We start from the raw sequence: 14,880 nt of genomic DNA on the forward strand, positions 1-14,880 counted from the left end.
GCTCGGGATGCTTATCTTTGCGGTGGATACTCCCAATATTGGGCCGGAATGGATTTTAGCAACGGGGTCATATCCGGATTGGGCAGGGCGATGGTGACCCGCTGATCGAGGTTGGCGCTGGCGAGCGCTTCGCGGATCTTGGGGTTGTCATTGAAGAACTTCATAAAACTGCCATCGGCATAGGCCCGCTCCAGCCCGGTCTGAATCGCCTTGGCCAGCTTGGGGTATTCGGGGCTGACGAAGAAGAACTGGGCGAAGGGGTAGCGGATCAGCAGATGCTGCTCGATGGCGAGGTTGGGATACTGCGCCACAAGCTCGCTGCGCTCGGCGAAGATTTCCACCAGGGCGCGCGGGAAGAAGTCGATCTTGTCGCCGTCGTTGATAAGGCGAAACAGGCTGCTGTATCGGCCGGATAAGGTCGGGATACCCGCATTTTCCAGAATTTTGTTATCGGCCCAACCGACCCCTTGCGCCGCCTTCAGCTGTTTGAGGTCGGCCAGGGTATTGATCTGGTTGAACTTCTCTTGTGCATCTGCGTGGATGAAGGACAGCCGCAATCCTTCCAGCCCGCGAAACAGCGGAATGGGGACGGCAATCAGGGAGGATTCGAGTGTGCTGGAGGTGCCCATCCAGAAGACGTTGATGGTCTTGCCCTTGCTCAGCTGCTGCTGGAGGGTGAACTGGTTGAGGTCGAGTTCGACAGGCTGGATGCGAAAGGGTTGCCCGGAGCGGGTCAGGGCCAGTTCCAGCAGCTTGTACTGGTACTCCTGGTCAAGATTGTTGACGGGACGGCTGGGGACCTTGACCGTCAGAACCTGTGCTTGTGCCAGCAGTGGCAGGCACAAACACAGCTTGATGAGCCATTTCACTCTCTGTTCTCCTGTAGATTCCGGAAGGTGTCCGGAGTCTAACAGAACTTGTCACCATCTTGCTGCGAGGCGTTGTGCAAGGTTTGAGCGCAGGGCCCTGCCTTGCTGGCGTCTGTTGCACCAGAATGGTGACGGTTCTTCGAAGAATCAGGCGACGCGACGGAACACGTGGGTATCGTTAAATTCCTTGGTGCTCTGGCATTCGACGCAGAAACGGGATTCCGGACGGGCATGCAGCCGCTTGAGGGAGATCTCGTCACCGCAAGATTCGCAGTAACCAAAATCCCCTTCGCTGATGCGCTTCAATGCGCCCCGCAGCTTGCGCAGGTGCAGCTTGTCGTGCTCGATGCGGTTCAGCTCCAGACGGCGGGCTTCCTCGATACTGGCACGGTCAATTTCATCAGCCATCTCGTTGGTGTCGGTGGCGATGGCCTGGCTGGCCTGGGAGTTCAGGCGCTCTTCGAGCTCGACGATCTGTCGCTCGATCTGCCCCTTGTAAAAGGCCAGTTGGTCTTCAGTCATGAAATCACACATACGATTAACTACCAGTCAGTTTACTAACCCAATTATCCCTGTTTATGGGGGCTGTCTGCCTACAGACCAAGCCCTTGTATCCCGATTTGCACCTGTTTCATGCAAGAGAGTGCAAATCAGGGCGGGCCTTGTACCAAAAAAATGCAGCCAAGCAAAGCAAATAGGATAAGGATTGTGCGCCCTTGCAAAAAAATGGTCCGTTCCTGTGGGGGATTGGTCGGGATCTGGCGTCCGCGTCACCCTCTGTTGGCATCGCCTTTGCAACGACGAGAGGGGGGGGCTTCGTACGGATTTGAGTGTTTAGTATTTGGTGCCGCCTTGGTCATTATATGCGCCGTTATTTATAGTTTTTTAAACACGCCCGCTTGACATTGCCCTTGATGGCGGGCTTTTATGGTGATGTTGATTACAATTTTATAACAAGGGTGTTCCATATATTAGACACCCTTGCCAATGGCAACCGTAAAGTCGGGGTTTAACATGGACAGTATCAAAGGCTGGATGGAGAGCAATCGCATCACGGAAGTGGAGTGCCTGTTCCCGGATTTCACCGGCAACGCCCGGGGCAAGATCATCCCAGCCAACAAGTTTTTGCGCGAAGGGGGCATGCGTCTGCCCGAGGTGATTTTCACCCAGACGGTGACCGGTGAATATCCGGATGACGACAGCATGATCGACCCGCTGGAGCGGGACATGCAGCTCTATCCTGACCCCAACACCATCCGTTTTGTCCCCTGGGCGCTGGAGCCCACTGCACAGGTGATCCACGACTGTTTCGACGTCAACGGCAAGCTGATCGACATCGCGCCGCGCTCCGTGCTGCGTCGGGTTCTGTCATTTTACGAGAAGCAGGGCTGGAAGCCGGTGGTGGCGCCCGAGCTGGAATTCTATCTGGTCACCCGCAACGAAGACCCCGACTATCCGCTGGTGCCGCCGGTCGGTCGCAACGGCCGCCCTGAGACCGCCCGCCAGTCGTTCAGTATCGATGCGGTCAACGAGTTCGATCCCATTTTTGAAGACATGTATGACTACTGCGAGGCGCAGGAGCTGGAGGTGGACACCCTGATCCACGAGTCGGGCGCCGCCCAGATGGAGATCAACTTCCTGCATGGTGATGCCATCGATCTGGCAGATCAGGTGTTCCTGTTCAAGCGCACCATGCGTGAGGCCGCTCACCGCCACGGCATCTATGCCACCTTCATGGCCAAGCCGATGAGTGACGAACCGGGGTCGGCCATGCACATCCACCAGAGTCTGGAAGATGTGAACGGCCACAACCTGTTCGGTACCCCGAACGGCGGCAACAGCGAACAGTTCATGCACTTCATCGCCGGTTTGCAGAAATACACCCCAGCGGTGACAGCCCTGCTGGCCCCCAACGTCAACTCCTACCGCCGCCTCACTTTTGGCGAGAGCGCGCCACGCAACGTCCAGTGGGGTGTCGAGAACCGCACCTGCGGCCTGCGGGTGCCCTTCTCCGACCCGAGCGCACGGCGGGTGGAGAACCGCTTCGCCGGTGCCGATGCCAACCCCTATCTGGCACTGGCCGCCACTCTGGCTTGTGGCTATCTCGGCATGATGGAGAAGCTGGAGCCGCTGCCGGAGATGAAGTCGAGCGCCTATGACCTGCCCTACAGCCTGCCCCGCTCGCTGGAAGAGGCGCTCAGCCATCTCGAACAGTGCGAGCCCATCAAGGAGATGCTGGGGGAGCGCTTCACCCGCGCCTTCGTCGCGGTCAAACGCAAAGAGTACGAGACCTACTTCGGGGTGATCAGTCGCTGGGAGCGGGAGTTCCTGCTGCTGAACGTCTGATCCCCCTGTAACGGGGGGGCCGGAGTCGGCCTCCCCGATCCCTGTATCGAAGAGACCGGAACGCGAGTCAGGTGGCGGCAGCCACCTGTGAGTGGTTGTGGCTGCGAGCATGCAAGCCCGCCTGACTACCCACCTGACTATTTGACGACTGAATATTGCCAAATCGAAGGAACCGAGGAGCAACAAATGCAGCAGACAACCCGTGAGTGGCAACAACTGGATGCCAGCCACCACCTGCACCCCTTTACCGACTTTCAGGCCCTGAACAAGAAGGGTTCGCGCATCATTACCAAGGCCAGCGGCGTCTATCTGGAGGATTCCGAGGGCAAACGCATTCTCGACGGCATGGCGGGGCTGTGGTGCGTCAATATGGGCTATGGCCGCCAGGAGCTGGTGGATGCCGCTACCCGCCAGATGCAGCAGTTGCCCTACTACAACCTCTTCTTCCAGACCGCTCACCCGCCGGTGATCGAGCTGGCGACCCTGCTGGCCGAGGTGACGCCAGCCCATCTCAACCACGTCTTCTTTACTGGCTCCGGCTCCGAGTGCAACGACACCGTGCTGCGGATGGTGCGCCACTACTGGGCCAGCAAGGGTCAGCCTGACAAACAGGTGATCATCAGTCGCCACAACGCCTACCACGGTTCTACCGTGGCGGGGGCGAGCCTGGGCGGCATGAAGGGGATGCATGCCCAGGGTGGTCTGCCCATTCCCGGCATAGTGCACATCGATCAGCCTTACCACTTCGGTGAGGGGCAGGGGATGAGCGCCCACGACTTCGGGCTGGAGCGGGCCCGTCAGCTGGAGCAGAAGATTCTGGAGCTGGGGGTGGACAAGGTGGCTGCCTTTATCGGCGAGCCGATCCAGGGGGCGGGCGGCGTAATCATTCCGCCCGACAGCTACTGGCCGGAGATCCAGCGCATCTGCGATCACTACGGCATCCTGCTGATCGCCGACGAGGTGATCTGCGGCTTTGGCCGTACCGGCCACTGGTTTGCCAGCGAAGGGTTTGGCATCAAGCCGGACCTGATGTGTCTGGCCAAGGGGATCACCTCCGGTTATCTGCCGCTCGGCGCAGTGATGGTCAGTGACCGGGTTGCCAAGGGGCTGGTGGAGGAGGGGGGGGAGTTCAACCACGGCTTCACCTATTCGGGTCACCCGGTCTCTTGCGCCGTGGCGGTGGCCAATATCCAGCTTATGCAGAAAGAGAGCATAGTTAAGCGAGTGCATGATACTATCGGCCCCTATTTGCAGCGCCGCTGGGCGGAGCTGGCCGATCATCCGCTGGTGGGAGAAACCCGAGGCAAAGGATTGGTCGCCGCGCTGGAAATCGTTGAGGATAAGCAGACCAACCGGCGTTTCCCGGCTCAGGCAAATGCGGGGATGACTTGCCGGGAGTTCTGCTTTAACAATGGCTTGGTGATGAGGGCGGTAGGCGATACCATGATCATATCGCCCCCCTTGGTCATCACCGAGGAACAGGTTGATGAATTGGTCGATCTGGCCAGGCGCAGTCTGGATCTGACAGCCGCAAAGCTGAAGGGTTGAGGTGGGTCGGGCAGGTTGGCATGCGCATACAATTTGCTTAGGAGACAAGGATGATGTCTTTCAAAACAGGAGTGATCGCTGCCTCTGTGGCTCTGGTCATGGCAAGTGCCGGAGCAATGGCTGAAGAGAAGGTGCTGCACGTCTACAACTGGAGCGACTACATAGCGCCGGATACCCTGGATAACTTCCAGAAGGAGACGGGGATCAAGGTGGTCTATGACGTGTTCGACAGTAACGAGGTACTGGAAGCCAAGTTGCTGGCGGGTAGTTCTGGCTACGACATCGTGGTGCCATCCAACCCCTTCCTGGCCAAGCAGATCAAGGCGGGCGTGTTCCAGAAACTGGACAAGTCCAAGCTCTCCAACTGGCAAAACATGGATGTCGACCTGCTCAAGGCGCTCGAGCCGAGCGATCCGGGCAACCAGTACTCCATCCCCTATCTGTGGGGCACCATCGGCTATGCCTACAACGCCGAGAAGGTGAAAGCCGTGCTGGGGGCCGATGCCCCGGTCAACTCCTGGGATCTGGTGTTCAAGCCGGAGAACATGGCCAAGTTGAAAGAGTGTGGCGTCTCCTTCCTCGATTCACCGACCGAAATGCTGCCGGCTGCCCTGCAATATCTGGGCTTCAAACCGGATAGCCAGAAACCGGCCGAGCTGAAGAAGGCTGAGGAGCTGTTCCTCTCCATCCGTCCCTATACCGCCTATTTCCACTCCTCCAAGTACATCTCGGATCTGGCCAACGGCAACCTTTGCGTAGCGGTCGGTTACTCCGGTGACTTGCAGCAGTCCAAGGCGCGGGCAGCCGAGGCCAAGAATGGCGTCGCGCTCACCTACACCATTCCGAAAGAGGGGGCAGGCAGCTTCTTTGACATGATCGCCATTCCGGCGGATGCCAAGAACGTCGAGGCGGCCCACACCTTCATCAACTACCTGATGAAGCCCGAGGTGATCGCCAACATCACCAACGTGGTGCAGTTCCCGAACGGCAACAAGGCGGCGACCCCGCTGGTGGATGAGGCGATCCGCACCGATCCGGGTATCTACCCCGATGCGGCGACCCTGCAGAAGATCTACACCTTCCCGGATCTGCCGGCCAAGGTGCAGCGTCTGATGACCCGCAGCTGGACCAAGATCAAGTCCGGCAAGTAAGTAACGAATGCCCCTCCCGGTCCGCAGTTCGGCCGGGAGGGTAGTGATGCCATCCATCCGGATGGGCCGCGCGAATGGATGCGCAGACGGTCAACCACTGAAACAGGAGAACTGACACCGTGAATACAACCAGATTGCTAACCATAGCGCTGACCATGGGATTGGCGAATGTGGCCCAGGCTGCCCCTGTGCTGCACTTCTACAACTGGTCTGACTATATCGGCGAGACCACCCTCAGCGATTTCCAGCAGGCGACCGGGATCAAGACCGTTTATGACGTGTTTGACTCCAACGAGACCCTGGAAGGCAAGTTGCTGACGGGGCGGACCGGTTACGATCTGGTGGTGCCCTCCAATAATTTCCTGGCCAAGCAGATCAAGGCGGGAGCCTTCCAGAAGCTGGATAAATCCCTGCTGCCCAATCTGGCCAACCTGGATCCCGTGCTGCTCAAGCAGCTCGACAAGGTGGATCCGGGTCATCAGTACGCGGTGCCCTATCTGTGGGGGACCAACGGCATCGGCTACAACGTCGACAAAATCAAGGCGGTGCTGGGGGTCGACAAGATTGACTCCTGGGCCACTATCTTCGAACCGGAAAACATGGCGAAACTCTCTCGCTGCGGCGTCGCTTTCCTCGACTCTGCCGACGAGATGATCCCTGCTGCCCTCAACTACCTCGGGCTCGATCCCAACAGTCATGCGACGGGGGATATCAAGCAGGCCGAGGCGCTGCTGCTCAAGGTGCGGCCCTATGTGGCCTACTTCCACTCCTCCAAATACATCGGCGATCTCGCCAATGGCGACATCTGCGTGGCGGCCGGTTTTTCCGGCGACATCCTGCAAGCCGCTGCCCGCGCCGATGAAGCTGGCAAGGGGGTGAAAATTGCCTACAGCATTCCGAAAGAGGGGGGCAATCTCTGGTTCGACATGATGGCGATCCCGTCCGATGCCACCAATGTCAAAGAGGCGCACGCTCTCATCAACTACGTCCTGCAGCCCGAAGTGATCGCCAAGGTCAGCGACTATGTGGGCTACGCGAATCCCAACTCAAGGGCGGGCGAGTTTATGGATGAGGCGGTGCGCAACAATGAGGAGGTATATCCCCCTCAAGCCGTGCTGGAGCGACTCTATGTGCAGGAAGCACATCCCCGCTCGGTACAGCGTCTAATCACCCGGAGTTGGACCAAGATCAAGTCCGGTACCTAACCTTGGTGCCCGTTCGGGGGCGCCAAATCGCTTTTATGGATCGGCCGCAAGGCCGGTATCACGTTGGGGAGTTTGGTAATGGCGATAGCCTCCAGTGCCTACAAGAAAGCCCTCGAGGGCAGTCAGCAGCGCAAAGAAGTGCTGGTGAAAATTGATCGGGTAAGCAAGCAGTTCGACGAAACGCTGGCGGTCGATAACGTATCTCTCAATATTCACAAGGGAGAGATTTTCGCCCTGCTCGGTGGCTCCGGTTCCGGCAAATCGACCCTGCTGCGGATGCTGGCCGGTTTCGAACGCCCGACCGAGGGGCGGCTGTTCCTCGACGGGGTCGACATCACCGACATGCCCCCCTATGAACGCCCCATCAACATGATGTTCCAGTCCTACGCCCTGTTCCCCCATATGACGGTGGCCCAGAACATCGCCTTTGGCCTCAAGCAGGATGGCCTGCCCAAGGCCGAGATCGATGCCCGGGTAGAAGAGATGCTCAAGCTGGTGCAGATGACCCAGTATGCCCGCCGCAAACCGCATCAGCTCTCCGGTGGCCAGCGCCAGCGGGTGGCCTTGGCTCGTTCCCTGGCCAAGCGTCCCAAGTTGCTGCTGCTGGATGAACCCATGGGGGCGCTCGACAAGAAGCTGCGTTCCAAGATGCAGCTGGAGCTGGTTGAGATCATCGAACGGGTCGGGGTTACCTGCGTCATGGTGACCCACGATCAGGAAGAGGCCATGACTATGGCGGAGCGGATCGCCATCATGCACCTCGGCTGCATCGAGCAGATCGGCAGTCCGATGGATATCTACGAGACTCCGGCCAGTCGGCTGGTGTGCGAGTTTATCGGCAACGTCAACCTGTTTGACGGCCTGCTGGTGGAGGATGAGCAGGACCACGCCACCATCGCCTGCGCCGATCTGGAGCAGCCCATCTATGTGGGCCACGGCATCAGCTCCCGCGCCGAAAACAAGAAGGTGACCTACGCCCTGCGGCCGGAAAAACTGCTGATGAGTCTGCAAAAGCCGGAGGAGATCGAGCACCCGGACTTCAACTGGACCAAGGGTGAGGTCTATGACATCGCCTATCTGGGTGGTCACTCGGTTTATCACATCCAGCTGCCCTCGGGCAAAATCGTTCAGGCTTTCATCGCCAATGCCGAACGCCACGGCAAGCGGCCAACCTGGGATGACCAGGTGTTCCTCTACTGGGAAGATGACAGCGGCGTGGTGCTGCAATCATGAAGTTCTTGCAACGACTGAAGCGGGTCGGGGGGCGCCGACTGGTGATCGGCATCCCCTTCTTCTGGCTGTTCCTCTTCTTCCTGCTGCCCTTTGTCATCGTGGTGAAGATCAGTTTTGCGGAAGCGGATGTGGCGATCCCGCCCTACACCGACGTGGTGAGCTGGGCCGACAATCAGCTCACCATTCTGCTCAACATGGGCAACTACCTGCTGCTGCAGGAGGATGAGCTCTATATCGCGGCCTATCTGGGCTCCCTCAAGATGGCCTTTGTCAGTACTTTGCTCTGCCTGCTGATTGGCTATCCGATGGCCTACTCCATCGCCCGGGCCAACAAGGAGACCCAGACCGTTTTGCTGCTGCTGATCATGATGCCGACCTGGACCGCCATTCTGATCCGGGTCTACGCGTGGATGGGGATCCTCAGCAACAACGGCCTGCTCAACAGCGTCTTGCTGGGGATCGGGGTGATCGACGAACCGCTGCAGATCCTCAACACCAACCTGGCGGTCTATATCGGCATCGTTTACTCCTATCTGCCCTTCATGGTGCTGCCGCTTTACGCCAATCTGGTCAAACACGATCAGAGCCTGCTGGAGGCGGCCTCTGACCTGGGGGCCCGCAACCTGACCCGTTTCTGGCAGATCACGGTACCGCTCTCCAAGAACGGCATTATCGCCGGTTGCATGCTGGTGTTTATTCCGGTGGTGGGGGAGTTCGTTATTCCGGAAATGCTGGGCGGCCCGGAGACCCTGATGATCGGCAAGGTGCTGTGGCAGGAGTTCTTCAACAACCGCGACTGGCCGGTCGCCTCTGCACTGGCGGTGGTGATGCTGGCGGTGCTGATCATTCCGATCATCCTCTTCAACCGTAACCAGGCCAAAGAGCTGGAGGGCAAGGCATGATGAGACGTTTCGGTTTTGCCAAGCTGATGCTCTGGCTTGGGCTGCTGTTTATCTACCTGCCCATGATCATCATGGTGATCTACTCCTTCAACGCCTCCAAGCTGGTGACGGTGTGGGGCGGATGGTCACTCAAGTGGTACTTCGGCCTGCTCGACAACAAGCAGCTGATTGGATCTGTGTTCCGCTCGCTGGAGATCGCCTTCTACACCGCGATCGCCGCGGTGGCGCTGGGGACGGTGGCAGCCTTCGTGCTGACCCGAATTCCCCACTTCCGTGGTCGCACCCTGTTCGGCGGCATGGTGACGGCGCCGCTGGTGATGCCCGAGGTGATCACCGGTCTGTCGCTGTTGCTGCTGTTCGTGGCGATGGCCCAGCTGGTGGGCTGGCCCGCCGAGCGGGGCATGCTGACCATCTGGATCGCCCATACCACCTTCTGTACCGCCTACGTGGCGATCGTTGTGTCGGCGCGGTTGCGGGAGCTGGATCTCTCCATCGAGGAGGCGGCCATGGATCTTGGCGCCAAGCCGTGGAAGGTGTTCTTCCTGATCACCATCCCGATGATTGCCCCCTCGCTGGCGGCAGGCGGCATGATGTCGTTCGCCCTGTCGCTGGATGATCTGGTGCTGGCGAGCTTCGTCTCCGGCCCGGGCTCCACCACCCTGCCGATGGAGGTCTTCTCGGCGGTGCGGCTCGGGGTGAAACCCGAGATCAACGCGGTGGCCAGCCTGATCCTGTTGTCGGTATCGCTCTTTACCTTCGGCAGCTGGTATCTGATGGCCAGGGCGGAGAAGCGCCGTCGCGCCGAGATAGCCATGACCACCCAGATGCAGGCCGTGGTCTGACGCCATGATAAGATCCGCCTACTCTCGTCAACCTGGAGGATGAGTATGCGGGTCTCCCTTTTTAGCGGTCGTGGCACCGAGCTGGTGCCCGGCCTCACCAGCGCCATTCACAAGCAACCGATCTCTGCACCAGTTCGCTGTACTTTTGCCGGTCTGGAAGGAGATGAACAGTGTGACCAGCGCCACCACGGTGGCCCGGATCGGGCGCTCCACTACTATCCTGCCGATCACTATCTCTGGTGGCAGACCTGGCAAACCGCGCTGGGCTTGCCTGCGCCACGCACACCTTGGCAACCTGCCGCCTTTGGCGAGAACCTCTCCGGTATCGGGCTGACCGAGGTGCAAGCCTGCATTGGCGATGTCTATCGACTCGGCGAGGCGCTGATCCAGATCAGCCAGCCGAGATCCCCCTGTTTCAAGCTCAACCAGCGCTTTGGCTATGGCCAGATGTCCCAGGTGATGCAGCTAAATGGCCGTTGTGGCTGGCTGCTGCGGGTGCTGGAGGAGGGGATGATCGCGCCTGACACGGCCATGGAGCTGGTAGACAGACCCTATCCCGAACTGACGGTGAAGCGCACGGCGGATATCCTGTTCAATCAGGTGCGCAATGAGATCGACCTGCTGCTGTTGCTGGAAAATCCGGCCCTCTCCCCCAACTGGCGCCAGCATGCAGCCGACTGGCTGGAGCATGGCACTGTGGCTGACTGGCAGCGCCGTCTGCTGGGGCCAGCCTCCCTGCGCCTTGCCTGACAGCCGGTTACCGGAATGTCACCAGCTGGCAGCAGCCCGGTAAACGGATGAAAAGAGTGCTGAATAGTTGAGCGAACAGCACTTTTTTTCCTGCAAAATGCAAAAAAGGCTTGTGTCAGGTCAGGGCTTTCGGTAAATTCCCGTCCCGCAGACATCGGTGTGTAGCGCAGCTTGGTAGCGCACTTCGTTCGGGACGAAGGGGTCGGAGGTTCGAATCCTCTCACACCGACCAAATTTGAAAAGGCCGCTCAATAGAGCGGCCTTTTTGCATTTCCCTTCCAGTTACTCGGCTTTTCATTAGCTGCTGACCTGTTACCTGGCCAAGGGATCTGACTTGCAGTATGCAGGGTCGAAGCAAGACCACAGACATTAAAAGGGCCACCACAGACATTAAAAGGGCCACCGCTCGGTGGCCCATCGGTGGAGTCTGATCCTGACTCCGGCACTCTAGATTGTGGCAATCTCGCTATGTGTCTTGTCTATGGTGCCCTCCTTGCGCGCCAGGCGCTTACTCAGATATGCCAGTGCTGATGCCGCAAAGCCTTGAAACTGTGTTGAGGCAGCAAGGCCGCGTGCTTGGGGTACTCACTAATGAAATGTTCTATTCCCTCCATCAGTTGTGCACGTAATGAAATCACGGGCTCATGCCAAGCTTGCAGGCATAAATGGCCGGGGATCAACTGCTCCTGATAATCTTCCAGCAGCTGTTCTGGCCAGGGTTCAATACCGGAATTGCGTTGCAGCAAATAGTGGGCGGCGGGTTCACGGGCATAAATGAACTGAATTTGGGCCAGATCGCGTTGGCATAGCGTTTGACTGTTGATGTGACAGGTCAAATATTTTCCCGTTTTCAGATCCAGAAAGTGACCGCGTTGCCGACAGGGAACGATGCGATACCAAGGCAGGGGTGAGGAGAGAGAATACCCCTCAAGCTCCTGTTCCAACCAGTGGCGACACTCGGGTGTCTGCACCTCGTCGAGCATGGACTCGAGCTGTGTCAACAAGGCTCTGGATGGTTTGATGGCCAGTTTCGCACTCATCGCCTGCAATCCTCCCTCTGCACACAATCCCGACTACCAGTATGGACCTTGTTCGGCCAGAGGGGGTAAGGAATCTAATGATTAAAAGTGGATTAGCCGCGTGGTTTTTATGCACTAACTTGGTTCAACCCACCAGATAGGTGCCGGTGCCGAAGGCAATGTGAGTGCCCTCTTCGTTGTGCAGCTCCATCCGGGCTACGGCGACTTTGCTTCCCGCCCGGATGATGTGGGCGGTGGCGATAAACTCGTTGCCGCGTCCCGGGCGCAGGTAATCCACCCGCAGATCTATGGTGCCGAGGCGAGCGAAGCGCTCCTTGAGATAGCTGGGGGAGAACTCCTCCAGCTCGTCGATGCAGGAGGCGGCGACTATCATGCCGCCCGCCACATCCAGCAGCGTGGCGGTGACGCCGCCGTGCAGGATGTTGTGGAAAGGGTTGCCGATCAGCTTCTCGTCCATCTTGATGCGCAGTTCCACCTTGTCGAAGTCGTAGTGGGTCACCTGCATGCCGATCAGCTTGTTGAACGGCATCTTCTCGGCAAACAGGTTGGCAATGCCACTGAGCGCCATCTTCTTGAGCATCTGTTTCATTCTCTGATCCCAATCCTTGTCATCAAAGCCGAGTAAAAACTCCAGCCAGTCTGCAACAGTTCCTTAACAGTCGCAATGGCAGGTTTATTGTGGGCGGCGGCTGCTTTAGAATGGCGACCCCAAAGGAGAGCCCATGACCGCGATTGCCGAAACCCTGCCAGATCCTCAGCCAGAGAGTCCGCTTGCCCTGCTGCAGGCGGTCTTCGGCTATCAGCAGTTTCGGCCGGGTCAGCTCGAAATCATCGAGCAGATCGTCGCGGGGCGCGATGCACTGGTGCTCAAGCCCACTGGCGGCGGCAAGTCGCTCTGCTATCAGATCCCGGCACTGCTGCGGCCCGGGCTCGGTGTGGTGGTCTCTCCCCTTATTTCGCTGATGAAGGATCAGGTCGACAGCCTGCGCGCCAACGGTGTAGCGGCGGTCTACATCAACTCGGCCCTCAGTCGGGAGGAGATGATCCAGAACTTCGCCGCCATGCGCCGCGGCGAGATCAAGCTGGTCTATGTCTCCCCCGAACGACTGTTGCAGCACGAGTTTATGGATCGGCTGGCCGAGCTGCCGCTCGGGCTGTTCGCCATCGACGAGGCGCACTGTGTCTCCCAGTGGGGCCACGATTTCCGGCCTGAGTATGCGGCGCTGGGGCGACTCAAGCAGTGGTTCCCGCAGGTGCCGGTGGTAGCGTTGACCGCCACTGCCGACGAGGCGACCCGCAGCGACATGCTGCACCGTTTGGAGCTCAACGATCCCTTTATTCATACTGCCAGCTTCGATCGCCCCAATATCCGCTACAGCCTGGTGGAGAAGTTCAAGGCGGCCGAGCAGCTGCTGCGTTACGTGCAGAGCCAGAAGGGCAACTGCGGCATCGTCTACTGCTCCAGTCGCAACCGGGTGGAGGAGGTGGCCGAGCGGTTATCCCGCCACGGCTGCAAGGCCGCGCCCTATCATGCGGGGCTGCCGCTCGAGCAGCGTCAGCAGACCCAGGATGCTTTCCTCAAGGATGATATCGAGATAGTGGTGGCAACGGTGGCGTTCGGTATGGGCATCGACAAGCCCAACGTGCGCTTCGTGGTGCACTACGACATTCCGAAGAACATCGAATCCTACTATCAGGAGACCGGCCGCGCCGGTCGCGATGGCACCCCCGCCGAGGCGTTGCTGCTCTACGATCCCGCCGATATCGGCCGGGTGCGCCGCCTGCTCGACAACATCGAGAACCCGCAGCAGTTGCAGGTGGAGCAGTACAAGCTCAACGTGATGGCGGCGTTTGCCGAGGCGCAGACCTGCCGTCGTCAGGTGCTGCTCAACTATTTCGGCGAGTACAACGACAAGCCCTGTGGCAACTGCGATATCTGTCTCGATCCGCCCAAGAGCTATGACGGCACTGAAGATGCCCAGAAGGCGCTCTCCTGCGTCTGGCGGGTGGGGCAGAATTTCGGGGTGGGCTATGTGGTGGAGGTGCTGCGCGGTTCGCTGAACCAGCGCATCAAGGATCACGGCCACGACAAGCTCTCGACCTACGGCATCGGCAAGGATCAGAGCCATGAATACTGGATGAGCGTGATCCGCCAGCTGATCCACAAGGGGCTGCTGACCCAGAACATCACTCGCAATCTGGTGCTGCAGCTGACCGAAGCAGCTCGCCCCGTGCTGCGTGGCGAGGTGAAGCTGGAGCTGGCGGTGCCCCGACTGCAGCCTATCTCCAGCCGCAAGGAGAAGCGCAACGGTCTGCTCGACAATGCCAACTATGACAAGCGGTTGTTCAAGGAGCTGCGCGGCCTGCGCAAGCAGATTGCCGAGGATGAAGAGGTGCCGCCCTACGTGGTGTTCAACGATGCGACCCTGGTTGAGATGGCTCAACTGATGCCGATGACTGAAGACGAGATGCTGGCCATCAACGGCGTCGGTCACCGCAAGCTGGAACGCTTCGGTGAAGCCTTTATGGACCTGATCATCGACTACTGCCGTCGTTAGGGTCGATTAGGCAGCCTAATCGACCACGGTAAGCGCGGCTCGGAAGAACCTGGGTTCAGACGCGAGGTTATTTCAGGCTGGCGTAGAAGGCGGCCAGATTGTCGATATCCGCATCGGTCAGCGGCGCCATGAAGGGGTCCATCAAGGGCTCTTTGCGGGTGCCATCCTTGAACGCTTTCAACTGTTTCACCAGATAGGCGGCATTCTGACCCGCCAGATGGGGATAGTTGGGGATCATCGCCTTGCCTTCCACGCCGTGACAGGCAGCACAGACCGCCGCCTTGGCTTTGCCTGCCTCGATATCTGTAGCCTTGGCCTGATGACCCCACGCCAGTGCCAGCAAGGGCAGGGCATATACCCATTTTTGCATCTTCTTCTCCTTGAATTGAAAAATGATGGTCGCCAGTTAGCGCAAGCATGGCTGACGGCAGTATAA

14 protein-coding genes and 1 tRNA gene are annotated in these 14,880 nt (G+C 58.9%); 10 read left to right on the forward strand and 5 right to left on the reverse strand.

Annotated elements, in window-relative coordinates:
- Positions 1-11: 11 nt before the first annotated feature.
- Both AB5Z09_RS16165 and AB5Z09_RS16170 read right to left on the reverse strand, forming a co-directional pair.
- Entirely contained in the window at positions 12-869 is an 858-nt protein-coding gene (locus AB5Z09_RS16165; RefSeq protein WP_368195730.1) for a hypothetical protein, read from the reverse strand.
- A 147-nt stretch (positions 870-1,016) separates the two neighbouring features.
- Positions 1,017-1,403, reverse strand: a complete 387-nt coding sequence (locus AB5Z09_RS16170; protein WP_005356952.1) for a TraR/DksA C4-type zinc finger protein — start codon at positions 1,401-1,403, stop codon at positions 1,017-1,019.
- Positions 1,404-1,883: 480 nt separating this feature from the next.
- Here AB5Z09_RS16170 and AB5Z09_RS16175 point away from each other — a divergent pair, with 480 nt between their 5' ends.
- The 9 genes from AB5Z09_RS16175 to AB5Z09_RS16215 all read left to right on the forward strand — a co-directional run bounded on the left by AB5Z09_RS16175 (position 1,884) and on the right by AB5Z09_RS16215 (position 11,078).
- Positions 1,884-3,215 carry a glutamine synthetase family protein gene (locus tag AB5Z09_RS16175; protein WP_013723370.1) on the forward strand — a complete coding sequence of 444 codons (1,332 nt, stop codon included), beginning with the start codon at positions 1,884-1,886 and terminating at the stop codon, positions 3,213-3,215.
- A 186-nt stretch (positions 3,216-3,401) separates the two neighbouring features.
- Complete coding sequence (locus tag AB5Z09_RS16180) at positions 3,402-4,763, forward strand: aspartate aminotransferase family protein (protein ID WP_139433466.1); 1,362 nt, start codon at positions 3,402-3,404, stop codon at positions 4,761-4,763.
- 53 nt (positions 4,764-4,816) lie between these two features.
- Positions 4,817-5,914, forward strand: coding sequence for an extracellular solute-binding protein (locus AB5Z09_RS16185; RefSeq protein WP_005340709.1), 1,098 nt, complete (start codon positions 4,817-4,819; stop codon positions 5,912-5,914).
- 119 nt (positions 5,915-6,033) lie between these two features.
- Positions 6,034-7,119 (forward strand): polyamine ABC transporter substrate-binding protein, encoded by a 1,086-nt coding sequence (locus AB5Z09_RS16190; RefSeq protein WP_005355476.1) that lies wholly within the window; start codon positions 6,034-6,036, stop codon positions 7,117-7,119.
- A 78-nt stretch (positions 7,120-7,197) separates the two neighbouring features.
- A complete protein-coding gene (gene potA, locus AB5Z09_RS16195) occupies positions 7,198-8,352 on the forward strand; it encodes a polyamine ABC transporter ATP-binding protein (protein WP_005340704.1) in 1,155 nt (384 codons plus the stop codon).
- A complete protein-coding gene (locus AB5Z09_RS16200) occupies positions 8,349-9,254 on the forward strand; it encodes an ABC transporter permease subunit (RefSeq protein ID WP_005340703.1) in 906 nt (301 codons plus the stop codon). Before potA ends, AB5Z09_RS16200 begins: the two co-directional genes overlap by 4 nt.
- Entirely contained in the window at positions 9,254-10,096 is an 843-nt protein-coding gene (locus tag AB5Z09_RS16205; protein WP_031227712.1) for an ABC transporter permease subunit, read from the forward strand. Before AB5Z09_RS16200 ends, AB5Z09_RS16205 begins: the two co-directional genes overlap by 1 nt.
- Positions 10,097-10,141: 45 nt before the next feature.
- On the forward strand, positions 10,142-10,846 hold the full coding sequence (locus AB5Z09_RS16210) for an MOSC domain-containing protein (RefSeq protein WP_368195731.1): 705 nt from the start codon (positions 10,142-10,144) through the stop codon (positions 10,844-10,846).
- A gap of 155 nt (positions 10,847-11,001) precedes the next feature.
- Positions 11,002-11,078, forward strand: a tRNA-Pro gene (locus AB5Z09_RS16215).
- Positions 11,079-11,358: 280 nt separating this feature from the next.
- Here the strand turns inward: AB5Z09_RS16215 and AB5Z09_RS16220 are convergent.
- Together AB5Z09_RS16220 and AB5Z09_RS16225 are read right to left on the reverse strand one after the other, a co-directional pair.
- Positions 11,359-11,886, reverse strand: coding sequence for a hypothetical protein (locus AB5Z09_RS16220; protein ID WP_005356927.1), 528 nt, complete (start codon positions 11,884-11,886; stop codon positions 11,359-11,361).
- Between the two features lie 124 nt (positions 11,887-12,010).
- Positions 12,011-12,475 (reverse strand): thioesterase family protein, encoded by a 465-nt coding sequence (locus AB5Z09_RS16225; protein ID WP_005355465.1) that lies wholly within the window; start codon positions 12,473-12,475, stop codon positions 12,011-12,013.
- 133 nt (positions 12,476-12,608) lie between these two features.
- On the opposite strand from AB5Z09_RS16225, the gene recQ reads away from it, so the two are divergent.
- On the forward strand, positions 12,609-14,444 hold the full coding sequence (gene recQ, locus AB5Z09_RS16230; RefSeq protein WP_042081697.1) for an ATP-dependent DNA helicase RecQ: 1,836 nt from the start codon (positions 12,609-12,611) through the stop codon (positions 14,442-14,444).
- Positions 14,445-14,511: 67 nt separating this feature from the next.
- On the opposite strand, the gene AB5Z09_RS16235 is transcribed toward recQ, so the two are convergent.
- A complete protein-coding gene (locus AB5Z09_RS16235) occupies positions 14,512-14,814 on the reverse strand; it encodes a cytochrome c (RefSeq protein WP_127007298.1) in 303 nt (100 codons plus the stop codon).
- Positions 14,815-14,880: the final 66 nt, after the last annotated feature.

It is taken from the genome of Aeromonas sp. R2-2 (genome assembly GCF_040908355.1).
GTDB lineage: Bacteria > Pseudomonadota > Gammaproteobacteria > Enterobacterales > Aeromonadaceae > Aeromonas > Aeromonas veronii.